The organism is Streptomyces sp. V4I8, assembly GCF_041261225.1.
In the GTDB taxonomy this organism is placed as follows: Bacteria; Actinomycetota; Actinomycetes; order Streptomycetales; family Streptomycetaceae; genus Streptomyces.
In genome coordinates this window covers 3,509,854-3,523,573 of the sequence record NZ_JBGCCN010000001.1, presented here as the reverse complement: position 1 = coordinate 3,523,573, position 13,720 = coordinate 3,509,854, and the positions used below count along the sequence as shown (strand labels likewise).

The window sequence follows — 13,720 nt, the reverse complement described above, 5'->3', positions numbered from 1 at the left end:
TGCCGGGCGGCCGTATTTTGGTGGCGGGCCATGCATCGTCGGGAAATGATCGCGCGCATGGCCTCAACCGTGACGAACATCGCGATCGACTGTGCGAACGCCTACCAACTGGCGCGGTTCTGGGCGGAGGTGACCGGGCACCCCGTCGATCCCGAGGACGGGCCCGGTGACGAGGAGACCGCGGTCACGCTGCCCGGTGGACCGGCCCTGTACTTCAACCAGGTCCCGGAGCCCAAGTCGACCAAGAACAGGCTCCATCTGTGCCTGCGCCCCGACACCACGCGGGACGAGGAGGTCCAGCGGCTGCTGGGGCTGGGCGCCTCGCTGGTCGCTGATCGCCGTACGTCCGACGGTCGGGGCTGGGCCGTCCTCGCCGATCCGGAAGGCAACGAGTTCTGCGTGCTGCTGGCCGAGTCCGAGCGGGACGCGTTGCCCGCGCCCGCCTGACCAGAGGGCTCGCTGGTCGTTGGTCCCGGACGCAGGCATTGGCCCCGGATGGAGGCGTCGCTTTGGCCCTGTATCCGGGGCCGCCGCCCGCCCAGGCTGGGGCGCATGAGTATCGCCTTCCTCCTCACCACCCTCGTCGTGGTCGCCACTCCTGGCACCGGCGTCGTCTACACCCTCGCCGCCGGACTCTCCCGCGGCCGGCGCGCGAGTGTCGTGGCGGCCGTCGGCTGCACGCTCGGGATCGTGCCGCACATGCTGGCCACCGTCACCGGAGTCGCCGCCGTACTGCACGCGAGCGCGACGGCGTTCCAGATCCTCAAGTACGCCGGTGTCGCCTACCTGCTGTACATGGCGTGGGCCACGCTCAAGGACAAGGAGGCCCTCGCGGTGGACGAGGGTGCGGCAGCGCCCCTCTCGGCCGGGCGCGTGATCATGCGGGGCGTCCTGATCAACCTCCTCAACCCGAAGCTGACGATCTTCTTCTTCGCGTTCCTGCCCCAGTTCGTGAACCCTGGCGAGGCGAACGCCCTGCCGCGCATGCTGGCGCTCAGCGGGGTGTTCATGCTGGCGACGTTCGTGGTCTTCGCGGCGTACGGCATCCTCGCGGCCTCCGTTCGCAGCCGTGTCACCTCACGGCCCCGGGTGATGAGCTGGCTGCGGCGGGGCTTCGCCGGGTCGTTCGTGGCGCTGGGGGCGAAGCTGGCGGTCACGGCCCGCTGAAACGGCCGGCCGGAGCGCTAGATCCATCGCGAACGGAGTTCGTCGCGCAGGCGCCGGGCGACCTGGCCCATGAGGGCGTCGGCGCCCGGTTGCCGGCCGGCGGCCACGCGGGACTCGGTCAGGACGGCGATCGCGTAGCTCTGGCCGTCGGCGTGCTCGACGACGCCGACCTCGTGGCGCAGGTTGAGCAGCATGCCGGTCTTGGACGACCACGTGGAGGCGTCGGAGTCGAAGTCCGGGGCGAGTCGGTTGCGCACGAGGTTGTTGGCCATGAAGCCGCGTACCTGTGCGGCGACGTCGGGGTGGACCGCCGCGGGCTCGGTGGCGCCGGGGCGCCAGAGGGCTTGCAGCAGGTCGACGAAGGCCCGGGCCGTGCCGGTGTTGGCGCGCGAGATGTCGAGCTGGGGGAGCCGGTGGCCGCGGCCCGGGGTGCCGGCGTCGATCGCGAGGGCGTGCGCGAGGTGCACGTCCGCCGGGTCGAAACGCTCCACCGGGGTTTCCATCAGCTCCCGCATGGTGTGCCGTACGGCGATACCGCGCAGCCCCAACTCGGCCAGGACCGACCCGACTTGCTCGGGCGGTGTGAGGTCGAAGAGGGCGTCGGCGGCGCTGTTGTCGCTGATGCAGGTGCTGAGGTAGAGCAGGTCCTCGACGGCGATGTGGGCGGCGTGACGGAAGCGGCTCACGCCGGTCGGACCGGGCGTGGTGACCCGGCCCGGCGGCACCTCGATCAGCTTGGCGCCGTCGAGCTCCCCACGCCGGACGCGTTCCAGCGTCGCCAGCGCGAGCGGGATCTTCACCAGGGACGCGACGGGCAACTCGACGTCGGGATCGATGCCGATCTCGTCACCCGTCTCCAGATCCCGGACGAGAAACGACCCGTACAGGCCGCCTTCGCGCAGGTCTCGGCGTAGGTCGCTGAGGAGTTGTTCGGTGTTGGTGGTGGTCATGGGGTTGCCTTCGGGGGGTCCGGCGGGTCGAGGGCGGCGGGGGAGAAGTCTTGGGTGAGGGCGGGCTGAGATGCCGGGCGTTCCTCGCCCCCGCCGCCCCTACCCGTCCCATCCCTGGGGGCTGCGCCCCCAGACCCCCGCTTTCGGCCCTGAAGGGCCTCGTCCTCAAACGCCGGACGGGCTGAGTACGTCAGCCCCTCCGGCGTTTGAGGAGCGGGGTCTGGTGCGGAGCCCCAGAAGGCGGGTGCCTCCGGGGGCGCCGACGCGGCGAGGCAGCGGGCGAGGGCGGGTGCGCAGGTCTGGCGTAGGCGGAGCGCGTCGGTGTCTGTCTCGTCCGCCACGGTCAGGGAGAAGCCGCGTGTGAAGGTGGGGCCCAGTTCGCCGACGGGGCGCCAGTGGAGGCGGAGTTCGCGGGCCTGGGCCGCCGGGCACAGGAGTGCGTCGCCGTGGCTGAGGGCGTTCGCCGCGGCGGAGGCCACGGTCGGGGCGACGGCCAGTTGGGACGGGCGCAGGCCGAGGGCGTCGCGCAGGCGGGCGAGCCGGTCCCGGACGTGGGGTACGTCGTCCTCCGGCTGGAGCCACACGCGCCGGGGCCGCCGGTCGCGGTCGGCGCGGCCGTGGCGCAGGGTGTCCAGATAGACGGGTCCGCTGCCGCCCGGCTCGTGCGCGACCGCCAGGCCCAGCGCAACCGTCCAGGTCGCCTCGGTGGGAGCCACCGCGAGCAGCGCCGCACGCACCTGCCGCGACGCCACGAGGTCGGCCCGCTCGGCCGGGCCGGCGGGAAACGGGTCGAGGAGGACCCCCTGCTCGTGCGCCTCCGCGATGAGGCGGGCGAGGGCCGCGGTCGGGCAGTCGGCGGGGACGGCGAGCCGTAGCGGCCGGCGCCGCGCGGCCTCCGCCTCGTGCTCCAACCGGTCGGCGAGCCGCACGAGTTGTCTCGCCGTCGGCAGCAGGTCGCGGCCGAAGGGCGTCAGCGTCACCGTCCGCGAGGACCGGTCCAGCAGCCGTTCACCGAGGCGTGCTTCCAGCGCGGCGACGCGGCGGCTCACCACCGACTGGGCCGTCCGGACCGCCGCCGCGCCCACCGTGAAGCTGCCGTGCTCGCTCACGCTGACGAACGCCCGGCAGGCCGCGACAAGATCCACGAGCCCACTATGCCAAAACAGCATGGAATCGCGCGTTCGAGTCTTGGACCTCGGCCCCCCGACGGCCGGAGAGTGGTCACCGCTGCCCAGGGCTTTTGCCCTCCGGGTCGGCATGTTCCGCATGTTGTCCGCATGTTCCGTATGTCCTCGACGGCTTGGAGGCCATCCCATGACGTATCCGCCGCGCACTCGCCGGGGCGCCGCCTGGACGGTGGCCGGGCTGCTCGCGCTCGCCGCGCTTCCGGCGTGCGGTCAGGAGACCGCCGCCGGGGCCGGCTCCGGCTCATCTGCCGGTGCGGCACGCTCCGCGTCAGCGACGCCTACCGCGGCCACGAAGCCCACGGCCGGTGAGTTCCGGTCGCTGGAGCGGGAGTTCGACGCGCGGCTCGGTGTGTACGCCCTGGACACCGGCACGGGCAGGTCGGTCGGCCACCGGGCGGGCGACCGGTTCGCGTACGCCTCCACGTTCAAGGCGCTGGCGGCCGGTGCCGTCCTCCGCAAGTTCGGGACGGAGGGCATCGACAGGGTGGTCAAGTACTCGCGCGAAGACCTGGTCGAGAACTCGCCCGTCTCCGAGGACTTCGTCGGGACCGGCATGAGCCTTCGGGGGCTGTGCGCCGCCACCCTCTGGTACAGCGACAACACGGCGGTCAACCTGCTCCTCCACGAACTCGGCGGCCCCGACGGCCTGGAGCGGGTGCTGGAGGATCTCGGCGACGACGTCACCGAGATGGACCGGTACGAGACGGACATGAGCGAAGGCGTGCCGGGCGACATCCGGGACACGAGTACACCGCGCGCGATGGCGGAGAGCCTGCGTGCCTTCCTGCTCGGCGACGCCCTGAAGCGGGACGAGCGCGAGCTTCTCCGGCGCTGGATGACCACGAACATGACGGGCGGCACGCTCATCAAAGCGGGCGTCCCCGACGGCTGGGAGGTGGCCGACAAGAGCGGCACCGCCGGTTACGGGGGACGCAACGACATCGCCGTGCTGTGGCCGGACGACGGCGGCAACCCCATCGTCATGGCGGTCATGTCCACCCGCGGCAAGCAGGGCGCCGAACGTGACGACGCCCTGATCGCCAAGGCGGCCACCGTGGCGATCGAGGGCCTCGGACGCGACACGCCCTAGTTGCTGTCCATCGTCCGTCTCGCTCAACGCCCTTGCAGGGACTTCACGTTGTCGCCGAACGTCCAGTCCTTCGAGCCGTCCCAGTTGACCGACCAGGTCATCAGGCCCTTGAGCGAGGTGCCGTAGTGCCGCCAGGCCTGGGCGACGAGGGACGGGGACATGTGGCCGCCGCCCGCGCCCGGCTGGGCGGGCAGGCCCGGTACCTGCTTGTCGTACGGCACCTTGATGGTCGTACCCTGCACGACCAGGCCCTTGTGGAGGCAGTCGGTCTGGGCGACGAAGCCGGCGACGGTGCCGGCGGAGTAGGAGTCGCCGGAGCAGCCGTACATGCTGCCATTGTAGTACTGCATGTTCAGCCACCACAGCCGGCCGTTGTCGGCGTACTTCTTGATGACGGGGAGGTACGCGCCCCAGATCGAGCCGTAGACCACGCTGCCCCCGGTGACGTACGCCGTTTCCGGGGCCATCGTCAGACCGAAGTTCGACGGCATCCGCGCCAGCACGCCGTCGATGATGCGGATCAGGTTGGCCTGGGACGTGGACGGTTGGCCGATGTTGCCGCTGCCGACCAGGCCCGTCTCGATGTCGATGTCGATGCCGTCGAAGTTGTACTTCTTCAGGATCGGGACGATCGTCGCGACGAACCTGTCCGCGACGGCGGTGGAGTTGAGGTCGATGCCGGCCGTCGCGCCGCCGATCGAGAGCAGGATCGTCTGGCCGGAGGCCTTGGCCGCGCACATCTCGGCGGGGGTGGCCACCTTCACCCCGCTGTCCATGCCGTCCTCCCACAGGGCCGTCCCGTCCGAGCGGATGACGGGGAAGGCCGCGTTGATCACGTTGTAGCCGTGGGCCGCGATACGGGAGTCGGTGATCGGGGTCCAGCCGAAGGGCGGGTGGACGCCGTTGGCGGCGCCGTCCCAGTTCTCCCAGTAGCCCTGGAGGACCTTGCCGACGGGCTTCGACTTCACGGCGCAGGTGTCGGCGGCGGTCGGGGAGGCGGCGGAGGTGGAGGTGGCCACGGGCAGTTGGGCGAGACATGCGGTGGTCAGCGCGGCGGCGAGCAGGCGCAGGGCGCGGCGGGGCATACGGGCCTCCCGGTGGGGGTGCGGCGAGGTGTCGTAGGCATGACAGTGCTCTGGTCCAGACCTCTCGTCAATAGGTCTGGACCAGCAAGGCGGAGCGGATGGCGAAGTTGGACTGACGAAGCTGGGATGACAAAGTTGGGATGACAGATATTGAAATCTGTCAGTTGTTAGGGCAGGGTGGAGGACATGACGCTACGAACCCGCACCCTCGGAACCACCGGCCCCCAGGTCTCCGCCCTCGGTCTCGGCTGCATGGGCATGTCCGGCATGTACGGCGATGCGGACCGTGCCGAGTCCGTCGCCACCATCCACGCCGCCCTGGAGGCCGGCGTCACCCTGCTCGACACCGGCGACTTCTACGGCATGGGCCACAACGAACTGCTGATCAACGAGGCGCTGCGCACCGCCCCGGCCGCCCTGCGCGAGAACGCGCTGATCAGTGTGAAGTTCGGCGCCCTGCGGGGCCCCGGCGGCGACTGGTACGGCTTCGACGGGAGCCCGGCCGCCGTGAAGACCTTCGCCGCGTACTCCCTGCAGCGCCTCGGCGTCGACCACATCGACGTCTACCGCCCGGCCCGGCTCGACCCGGACGTACCGATCGAGGAGACCGTCGGCGCGATCGCGGAACTGGTCGAGAAGGGGTACGTCCGCCACATCGGGCTCAGTGAGGTCGGCGCGGACACCATCCGCCGGGCCGCCGCCACCGCCCCGATCGCCGACCTCCAGATCGAGTACGCGCTCATCTCCCGCGGCCCCGAGCGGGAGATCCTCCCCACCCTGAGCGAGCTGGGCATCGCCGTCACCGCGTACGGCGTGCTCTCCCGCGGGCTGATCTCGGGCCATGTCACGCTCGGCCAGGAGTACGCGGCGACCGACTTCCGCGCCCACTCGCCCCGCTTCCAGGGCGAGAACCTCCGGCACAACCTCACCCTGGTCGAGTCCCTGCGCAAGATCGCCGAGCAGAAGGGCGTCTCCGTCGCCCAGATCGCCATCGCCTGGGTGCTCGCACAGGGCCCGCTGCACGACACGGACATCGTGCCGCTGGTCGGTGCCCGTACCCGCGGGCGGCTCGGCGAGGCCCTGGGTGCCCTGGACGTGACCCTGGACGCGGCCGACCTCGCCGCCATCGAGGCCGCCGTACCGGTGGACGCGGCGGCCGGCGAGCGGTACGCCCCCGCCCAGATGGCCATGCTCGACAGCGAACGCTGATCGTGGCGCCGGGTACCGTCTAGGTATGCCGCCGACCAGCGAGACCCTGACCGCCGAGCGCATCCTCGAAGCCACCGAGGAGGTGCTGCGCCGCCACGGCCCGGCCAAGGCCACCGTGGTCGACGTGGCCCGTGCGCTCGGCGTCAGCCATGGCAGCGTCTACCGGCACTTCCGTACGAAGGCGGCGCTGCGGGACGCGGTGACGAAGAGGTGGCTCAACCGTACGTTCGACTCCCTCGCCGGGATCGTCACCGCCCCGGGCCTCGACCCGGAGGAACGCCTGCGCTCCTGGTTCGCGGGCCTGTTCGCCGCCAAGCGCCGCAAGGCGGGCGACGAACCCGAGCTGTTCGCCACCTTCTCGGTGCTCGCCATCGAGAACGGCGAGGCGGTCGGTGAGCACATCGCCGACCTGACCGGACAGCTGACCCGGATCGTCCAGGCCGGCGTCGACGCGGGCACCTTCACGGCCTCCGACCCCGCCACCACCGCCCGTGCCCTCTTCCACGCCACGGCCCGCTTCCATGACCCCGGCTACGCCCGGGAGTGGGAACAGCCCGGCGTGGAGGGGGAGTTGGAGGCGGTCGTAGACCTGCTGGTGCGCGGACTGCGGGCCCGCGACTGAGCAGTCAGAAGCGCCGAGGAGCCGTCACAGGCTGTCGAGGTCCTTCGTCGTACGCCCCAGGTAGGTGACCGGGCCGGGGTCGGGGACCTCGATCTCGTGGAAGCCCAGACGGTCGTAGAAGGCTCTGGCAGGGGTGTTGGCCGTGACCATCGAGAGGTGGACGGCCGGCACCCCCTTGTCCTGGAGTGCCCGCAACAGGGTGCGCATCAGGGCGCGGCCGTGGCCCTGGCCCTGCCGGCCGGGGAGCAGATCTATGTGCAGGTGGGCCGGATAGGCGGCGACCTCCGGGACGAGCATGCGCTCCGGGTGGTGCAGGAGCCGGACCATCGCCTCGTCCGGGGTGTTCGGGGGGCCGTCCGGCTCCGGGTAGCGCTCGGCCGCCGACGGCAGCCACTCGGTGCGGAAGTCCTCGACGAAGCGCGGGGTGTCCGCGGTGCCGAGGGCGTAGCCGACCGCCCGGCCCGCTCCGTCGTCCAGGACGAAGGCGAGGTCCGGTTCCAGGACGACGTACGGGAGCGCGAAGGTGGTCGGGAAGATGCCCGGCTCCGCGTAGTACGGCCGGCTGTCGCCGCCCTCGTGTGCCGTGCGGACGCAGATGTCCTCGACGGCCTCCCGGTCCTCGGGCCGGTACCTGCGGATACGCGTCATCGGTCGGTACCGGCCTGCGTCGGATCCACCGTCGCCTGGTGCTCCTCCGCCAGATGCTCCTCCGCCTTCAGCCAGGGCAGGAACTGCGCGCCCTTGCGCCAGCCGCAGGTGTCGCATCTGATCGTGCGCTGCGCGCCCTTGCGCTGCACTCGTACGACGTGTTCGCGTCCGTGGTGGTCCCAGCGGCTCACCTTGCTCGTGTTGATCTCCAGCATGACGCCTCCAGCGTCCGAGGACATCGAGTCTCTGGCTGCGCGGCCCGGCCCAGCCCCGCGCAGCAAGGAGTGTGCAGCAAGACCAACATCAACAGGGACTCCCGCCCCGCGAGTTGACCAACCTGTGGCCACACCCTCACCGGACGATCAACCGACGGTGCGCGGCAGCCGCAGGCTGAGCAGCCCGGTCAGCGCCACTCCGGCCAACTGGACGAGGAGCGTGGTGACCAGGGCGTCCCGCATGCCCAGCCCGGGGACGAGGGAGAGGAAGAGCGTGCCCAGCGTCGCCACGCCCAGGGCCAACGACGACTGCTGGGTCGTGATCATCACTCCGCCGCCCACGCCCGCCCGGGCCGTCGGCACCTCGGAGAGGACGATCCGGAAGACGACGGGGAGTTGGAGGGCCTGACCCGCACCGGCGATCGCCGCGCCGGGGAGGAGTTCGACGAAGCCGAAGTCCGGCCAGGAGCGCCAGGCGGCCAGCGCCATCAGGGCCACGCCCACCCCCTGGATCGCCGCACCGGCGGGCACGACGCGCGTGCCGTAGCGGGCCACCAGCCTCGGGCCGGCCAGCGAGACGAAGAAGAACACCACCGCCATCGGGACGAGGGCCAGCCCCGCCGCGACAGGGCCGAGGCCCGCGCCCTGCTGCAACGCCACCGCGATCACGAACATGAAGCCGCTGAAGCCGATCGAGAACGGCACGATCATCACCAGACCACGCCGGAGCGACACCAGCTCGAACAGGCTCGGCGGCACGAGCGGCGTACGGCCGGCCCGGTCCGCCCTGCGCTCCACCACGTAGAACGCCGCCGCCACGAACGGGAACGCCGCCAGCGACAGCCACGTCCACAGCGGCCAGCCCGCCGCCCGGCCCTCGGTGAGCGGGGCCAGCAGCGTGAGGAGGGAGAGCGCGAGGAGGACCGTGCCGGGCCCGTCCACCGGCTCGGGGCGCTGCGAGCGGGTCTCCGGGACCGCGCGGGCGGCCAGGAAGAGGCCGACCAGGACGACGGGGACGTTGACGAGGAAGACCGAGCGCCAGCCGGTGCCCGCGATGTCCGCCGCGACGAGTACGCCGCCGAGGATCTGCCCCGCGACCATGGACAGTCCGGCGGTGGCGCCGTAGAGACCCATGGCCTTCGCGCGGCGCCGGCCGCCGGTGGCCGCCTGGATGGTCGCCAGCACCTGCGGCAGCATCGCCGCCGACGCCGCGCCCTGCGCGACCCGCGCCGCGACGAGCGTCCACGCGGTGGGCGCGAGCCCGCACGCCAGCGAGGTCAGGCCGAAGGCCGCCATGCCGCCCAGGAAGAGCCGGCGTCGGCCGAACAGGTCACCGAGCCGCCCGCCCAGGACGAGCAGCACGGCGTACGCCAACCCGTAGCCCGCCACGACCAGTTCGAGCACGGCCTCGCTCGCCGCGAGGTCGTGGCCGATGGTGGGCAGGGCCACGTTGACGATGAAGAAGTCGATGAGTGGAAGTGCCGCGCCCAGCAGCACCGTGAAGAGCCCGAGACCGCCGAGCGAGGGTGGTGCCGCGGTGGCCGGGGCCTGGCGTGAAGTGATGGTTTCGGTCACGGTCATGAGCCTGCGCCCGTTCCAAGACGGGTACCAGAGTGTTCTTATCCTGGTAGAAGAACCACCTGGAAACAGGGTCCGGGGGGCGGCAGGCTGGAGGCATGACGACGATGGCCCAGGGGACGGTGACGGTTGCCTCCGGCGGTGCGGCAGGCTCCGGCGGTGCGGGCGTGTCCGGTGGTGCGGCTGTGTCCGGTGGTGCGGCTGTTTCGGGCGGTACGGCCGTTTCGGAGATCCGGCGCCATGAACTCGCCGCCTTTCTGCGGCACCGCCGTGAGCACATCACCCCCGAGCAGGTGGGCCTGCCCCGCGGCAGCCGGCGGCGTACGCCGGGTCTGCGCCGCGAGGAGGTCGCCCAGCTCTCCGCGGTCGGCGTCACCTGGTACACGTGGCTCGAACAGGCCCGGGACATCCAGGTCTCCGTCCAGGTCCTCGACGCCCTCGCCCGCACGCTGATGCTCGACCCCAGCGAGCGTTCCCACCTCTTCCAGCTGGCCGGGGCGGTGGATCCGACGCCGGCGACGACCTGCCCGTCGGTGACGCCCGCGATGCGGGCCGTCCTGGAGCAACTGGAGCCGTATCCGGCCTGTCTGCAGAACAGCCGCTACGACATCCTCGCCTACAACCGCACGTACGGGCTGCTGCTGTGCGACCTGGAAGCGGTACCGCCCGAGGACCGCAACTGCATGGTCCTGTCGTACACGCACGACGAGTGGCGTTCGTCGATCGTGCACCTGGAGGAGACCCAGCGCCTCATGGCGGCCCGCTTCCGCGCCGCGATGGCCGGTCACCTGGCCGAGCCCGCCTGGAAGATGCTGCTGAAGAGACTGCGTGCGGAGTCCCCCGAGTTCCGCGAGGCGTGGGACCGGCATGAGGTGGTGGCTCACCGGAGCAAGAGGAAGGAGTTCCTCAACCGGCATGTGGGGCGAGTGGTGGTCGACCACACGGATCTGTGGCTGAGTCCGGAGGCGGGGCCGCGGATGGTGACGTATGTGCCGGTGGACGAGGAGTCGAGGGAACGTCTCAGGCAGCTGCACGACATCGCCCTGAGGGGAGCGGGGCTGTGACATGCGCGGCTCCGCCGCGTGGGCGGGCCGGCCCCCGCTCACCGGTGGCCGCCGGACTACGCGACCACCCTCGACGCATCGCGGATCTCAGCCGACTCCAGCTTCTCGGCCGTACGTTCAGCGGTACGCCGGGCCCACGGCCCACTCGTCACCGCTCCCGCCACGAGCACCAGAAGCCCGCACCCGGTGAGGATCCACCACCCGGGCCCGGCAGCGGACACGAACGACTCCTCGTAGGACGACGCCCCCACCCCGGCTGCCAGAACGGCCCCGACCACCGCCACCCCCAGCGTCTGACCGAGCTGCCGGCTCGTGGAGGCGACCGCCGCGGCCACACCTGCCTGCGCACGCGGCATCCCGGACACTGCCGTATTGGTGATCGGCGCGTTGACGAACCCGAACCCGATCCCGAACGCCACGTACCCGAGGACCAGCGTGACGTCGGACGTCTCGGCCTCGAACAGGGCGAACAGAGCCGCGCTCAGCGTCATCGCGGTGCCGGCGATCAGCAACGGCAGCCGAGGCCCCCGCGTGCCCACCAGCCGCCCGGCGAGCGGCGCGCACAGGAACATCGGGGTCGCCATCGGCAGCATCCACAACCCCGCGTGCAGGGCGTCCAGTCCGCGCACGTTCTGCAGGTACAGCGTCGACAGGAACAGGAACCCGCCCAGCGCCGCGAACGCGCCGATCGCGATCACCGTGGCCCCGCTGAACGGCGCCGAGCGGAAGAACCGCAGGTCGATGAGGGGCTCGCGGCGGCGGGGCTCGTAGCGGAGGAGGCCCAGCAGTGCCGCGAGGGCGACGATCGCGAAGGGGAGGATCGCTGTGAACCCGGCGTTCGGTGCCTCGATGATCGCGTACGTCAGCGAGCCGAACAGTGTGATCACCAGGAGCTGGCCGACGGGGTCGAGGCGGCGGGCCTTGGGGGCGCGGGACTCGGGGACGTGGAGAAGGGTGAGGAGGAGGGCGGCGAGGCCCACCGGGAGGTTGACCCAGAAGATCGCACGCCAGCCCACCGAGTCCACGAGCAGGCCGCCGACCAGCGGGCCGGCGCCCATCGAGATGCCGACGACGGCGCCCCATACGCCTATCGCCCGTGCTCGCTCACGCGGGTCCACGAAGGTGTTGGTGATGATCGACATCGCCACCGGGTTGAGCATCGAGCCGCCCACCGCCTGCACCATCCGGAAGACGATCAGCGAGTCGAGGTTCGGCGCGAGGGAACACAGTGCCGAGCCGATGGTGAACAGGACGAGGCCCGTCATGAAGACGCGCTTGCGGCCGATGCGGTCCGCTGTCGAGCCGGCCAGCATCAGGAGGGAGGCCAGGACGAGTGTGTACGCGTCGATCGTCCACTGCAGGCCTGATGTGCTCGCGTCGAGGTCGCGTTGCATCGCGGGGAGGGCGACGTTGAGGGCCGTGGTGTCGAGGCTCACGATCAGCAGGCTCATGCAGCAGATCGCGAGGACCAGCAGTCGGCGGCGTGGGCTGAGCTCCGGCATTCTTGAATAGTACGCCTAACTAATGAATTTCGCCGCACTCCGTCCGGTACGTGAGAATGGGGGGATGTCCATGACCGTCCCGCCCGTCGTGCCACCCGTTGTCCCGCCCGTCGTCCCGGCCTCTGTTTCGCCTCTTCGGATCGGGCCGCACACCGTGCAGCCGCCTGTCGTCCTGGCCCCCATGGCCGGGATCACGAACGCGCCCTTCCGTACCTTGTGCAGGGAGTTCAGTGGGGGCAAGGGGCTGTTCGTCAGCGAGATGATCACGACTCGGGCGCTGGTCGAGCGCAACGAGAAGACCATGCAGCTGATCCACTTCGACGAGAGTGAGAAGCCTCGTTCGATCCAGCTGTACGGGGTCGACCCCGCCACTGTCGGCAAAGCCGTCCGCATGATCGCGGAGGAGGGGCTCGCCGATCACATCGACCTCAACTTCGGGTGTCCCGTGCCGAAGGTGACGCGGAAGGGTGGGGGGTCCGCGCTGCCGTACAAGCGGAATCTGCTGCGGGCGATTCTGCGGGAAGCGGTGAGTGGGGCCGGGGATCTGCCGGTCACGATGAAGATGCGCAAGGGCATCGACGACGATCACATCACCTTTCTGGATGCTGGGCGGATCGCCGTGGAGGAGGGGGTGACGGCGATCGCTCTGCACGGTCGTACGGCCGCTCAGCACTACGGGGGTACGGCCGACTGGGATGCCATCGCGCGGCTGAAGGAGCATGTGCCGGAGATTCCCGTGCTCGGGAACGGGGACATCTGGTCGGCCGGGGATGCGGTGCGGATGGTGCGGGAGACCGGGTGCGACGGGGTGGTCGTCGGGCGGGGGTGCCTGGGGCGGCCGTGGTTGTTCTCGGATCTGGTGGCCGCGTTCGAGGGGCGTACGGCGGCCCGTGCCGGAGGCACTGATGGATGCGGCGCGCGTCCGGCGCTGCGTGAGGTGGCCGACGTCATGGTCCGGCATGCCACGTTGCTCGGGGAGTGGATCGGGGACGAGGCGCGGGGCGTCATCGACTTCCGTAAGCATGTGGCCTGGTATCTGAAGGGGTTCGCGGTCGGGTCGGAGATGCGGAAGCGACTGGCGATCACGTCGTCGTTGGAGGAACTCCGGTCGGGGCTCGATGAGTTGGACCTGGACCAGCCTTGGCCGGTCGGGGCGGACGGGCCGCGTGGGCGTACGTCGGGGAACAATCGGGTGGTGCTGCCGGATGGGTGGCTCAAGGATCCGTATGACTGCGCGGGGGTGGGCGAGGATGCGGAGCTGGATACGTCCGGTGGGTGAGTGGGGGTGCCTGCGGCGGCCGGTTTCGGTGGGTGGGGGCTGGTCGCGCCCACGCGGCGGTAGCCGCACATTCGACACAGCCCCGCGCCCCTGAGGTGCCTGCGGCGGCCCGTTGCGGTGTGTG

13 protein-coding genes and 1 pseudogene are annotated in these 13,720 nt (G+C 71.0%); 7 read left to right on the top strand and 7 right to left on the bottom strand.

The genetic code is table 11. The features are described 5' to 3' along the window. Positions 1-57: 57 nt before the first annotated feature. Together ABIE67_RS15975 and ABIE67_RS15970 are read left to right on the top strand one after the other, a co-directional pair. A complete protein-coding gene (locus tag ABIE67_RS15975) occupies positions 58-447 on the top strand; it encodes a VOC family protein (protein ID WP_370257645.1) in 390 nt (129 codons plus the stop codon). A 105-nt stretch (positions 448-552) separates the two neighbouring features. Next, the gene (locus ABIE67_RS15970) at positions 553-1,167 is read left to right on the top strand and encodes a LysE family translocator (RefSeq protein ID WP_370257642.1); all 615 of its coding nucleotides are present in this window, start codon (positions 553-555) and stop codon (positions 1,165-1,167) included. A gap of 17 nt (positions 1,168-1,184) precedes the next feature. On the opposite strand, the gene ABIE67_RS15965 is transcribed toward ABIE67_RS15970, so the two are convergent. Both ABIE67_RS15965 and ABIE67_RS15960 read right to left on the bottom strand, forming a co-directional pair. Next, on the bottom strand, positions 1,185-2,117 hold the full coding sequence (locus ABIE67_RS15965) for a serine hydrolase (protein WP_370257638.1): 933 nt from the start codon (positions 2,115-2,117) through the stop codon (positions 1,185-1,187). A gap of 245 nt (positions 2,118-2,362) precedes the next feature. Continuing rightward, positions 2,363-3,262 (bottom strand): annotated as a pseudogene (locus tag ABIE67_RS15960) (LysR family transcriptional regulator); the annotation flags it as partial. Positions 3,263-3,431: 169 nt separating this feature from the next. Here ABIE67_RS15960 and bla point away from each other — a divergent pair. Next, positions 3,432-4,394 carry a class A beta-lactamase gene (bla, locus tag ABIE67_RS15955; protein ID WP_370257631.1) on the top strand — a complete coding sequence of 321 codons (963 nt, stop codon included), beginning with the start codon at positions 3,432-3,434 and terminating at the stop codon, positions 4,392-4,394. A gap of 23 nt (positions 4,395-4,417) precedes the next feature. Here the strand turns inward: bla and ABIE67_RS15950 are convergent, their stop codons facing one another. Further along, entirely contained in the window at positions 4,418-5,479 is a 1,062-nt protein-coding gene (locus ABIE67_RS15950) for a chitinase (RefSeq protein WP_370257627.1), read from the bottom strand. Positions 5,480-5,665: 186 nt separating this feature from the next. Here ABIE67_RS15950 and ABIE67_RS15945 point away from each other — a divergent pair, with 186 nt between their 5' ends. Further along, entirely contained in the window at positions 5,666-6,688 is a 1,023-nt protein-coding gene (locus ABIE67_RS15945) for an aldo/keto reductase (RefSeq protein WP_370257623.1), read from the top strand. Positions 6,689-6,713: 25 nt separating this feature from the next. Further along, positions 6,714-7,310, top strand: a complete 597-nt coding sequence (locus ABIE67_RS15940) for a TetR family transcriptional regulator (RefSeq protein WP_370257621.1) — start codon at positions 6,714-6,716, stop codon at positions 7,308-7,310. Positions 7,311-7,334: 24 nt separating this feature from the next. Here ABIE67_RS15940 and ABIE67_RS15935 read toward each other — a convergent pair whose 3' ends face one another. The 3 genes from ABIE67_RS15935 to ABIE67_RS15925 all read right to left on the bottom strand — a co-directional run bounded on the left by ABIE67_RS15935 (position 7,335) and on the right by ABIE67_RS15925 (position 9,748). Continuing rightward, complete coding sequence (locus ABIE67_RS15935; RefSeq protein ID WP_370257619.1) at positions 7,335-7,958, bottom strand: GNAT family N-acetyltransferase; 624 nt, start codon at positions 7,956-7,958, stop codon at positions 7,335-7,337. Next, positions 7,955-8,173: a hypothetical protein gene (locus ABIE67_RS15930; protein ID WP_370257618.1), complete on the bottom strand. Its 219-nt coding sequence runs from the start codon at positions 8,171-8,173 to the stop codon at positions 7,955-7,957. The genes ABIE67_RS15935 and ABIE67_RS15930 overlap by 4 nt, the downstream gene beginning before the upstream one ends. Positions 8,174-8,320: 147 nt before the next feature. Beyond that, positions 8,321-9,748 carry an MFS transporter gene (locus tag ABIE67_RS15925; RefSeq protein WP_370257614.1) on the bottom strand — a complete coding sequence of 476 codons (1,428 nt, stop codon included), beginning with the start codon at positions 9,746-9,748 and terminating at the stop codon, positions 8,321-8,323. Between the two features lie 101 nt (positions 9,749-9,849). Here ABIE67_RS15925 and ABIE67_RS15920 point away from each other — a divergent pair, with 101 nt between their 5' ends. Beyond that, on the top strand, positions 9,850-10,815 hold the full coding sequence (locus tag ABIE67_RS15920) for a helix-turn-helix transcriptional regulator (protein ID WP_370257611.1): 966 nt from the start codon (positions 9,850-9,852) through the stop codon (positions 10,813-10,815). Between the two features lie 56 nt (positions 10,816-10,871). Here the strand turns inward: ABIE67_RS15920 and ABIE67_RS15915 are convergent, their stop codons facing one another. Then, on the bottom strand, positions 10,872-12,317 hold the full coding sequence (locus ABIE67_RS15915) for an MFS transporter (protein ID WP_370257609.1): 1,446 nt from the start codon (positions 12,315-12,317) through the stop codon (positions 10,872-10,874). Positions 12,318-12,387: 70 nt separating this feature from the next. On the opposite strand from ABIE67_RS15915, the gene dusB reads away from it, so the two are divergent. Next, on the top strand, positions 12,388-13,596 hold the full coding sequence (gene dusB / locus ABIE67_RS15910) for a tRNA dihydrouridine synthase DusB (protein WP_370268646.1): 1,209 nt from the start codon (positions 12,388-12,390) through the stop codon (positions 13,594-13,596). Positions 13,597-13,720: the final 124 nt, after the last annotated feature.

What these genes read in the sequence shown, in the direction of transcription:
- ABIE67_RS15975 (WP_370257645.1), top strand. Translation starts at nt 58, where the DNA reads ATGGCCTCAACCGTGACGAACATCGCGATCGACTGTGCGAACGCCTAC.
- ABIE67_RS15970 (WP_370257642.1), top strand. Translation starts at nt 553, where the DNA reads ATGAGTATCGCCTTCCTCCTCACCACCCTCGTCGTGGTCGCCACTCCT.
- ABIE67_RS15965 (WP_370257638.1), bottom strand. Translation starts at nt 2,117, where the DNA reads ATGACCACCACCAACACCGAACAACTCCTCAGCGACCTACGCCGAGAC.
- bla (WP_370257631.1), top strand. Translation starts at nt 3,432, where the DNA reads ATGACGTATCCGCCGCGCACTCGCCGGGGCGCCGCCTGGACGGTGGCC.
- ABIE67_RS15950 (WP_370257627.1), bottom strand. Translation starts at nt 5,479, where the DNA reads ATGCCCCGCCGCGCCCTGCGCCTGCTCGCCGCCGCGCTGACCACCGCA.
- ABIE67_RS15945 (WP_370257623.1), top strand. Translation starts at nt 5,666, where the DNA reads ATGACGCTACGAACCCGCACCCTCGGAACCACCGGCCCCCAGGTCTCC.
- ABIE67_RS15940 (WP_370257621.1), top strand. Translation starts at nt 6,714, where the DNA reads ATGCCGCCGACCAGCGAGACCCTGACCGCCGAGCGCATCCTCGAAGCC.
- ABIE67_RS15935 (WP_370257619.1), bottom strand. Translation starts at nt 7,958, where the DNA reads ATGACGCGTATCCGCAGGTACCGGCCCGAGGACCGGGAGGCCGTCGAG.
- ABIE67_RS15930 (WP_370257618.1), bottom strand. Translation starts at nt 8,173, where the DNA reads ATGCTGGAGATCAACACGAGCAAGGTGAGCCGCTGGGACCACCACGGA.
- ABIE67_RS15920 (WP_370257611.1), top strand. Translation starts at nt 9,850, where the DNA reads ATGACGACGATGGCCCAGGGGACGGTGACGGTTGCCTCCGGCGGTGCG.
- ABIE67_RS15915 (WP_370257609.1), bottom strand. Translation starts at nt 12,317, where the DNA reads ATGCCGGAGCTCAGCCCACGCCGCCGACTGCTGGTCCTCGCGATCTGC.
- dusB (WP_370268646.1), top strand. Translation starts at nt 12,388, where the DNA reads ATGACCGTCCCGCCCGTCGTGCCACCCGTTGTCCCGCCCGTCGTCCCG.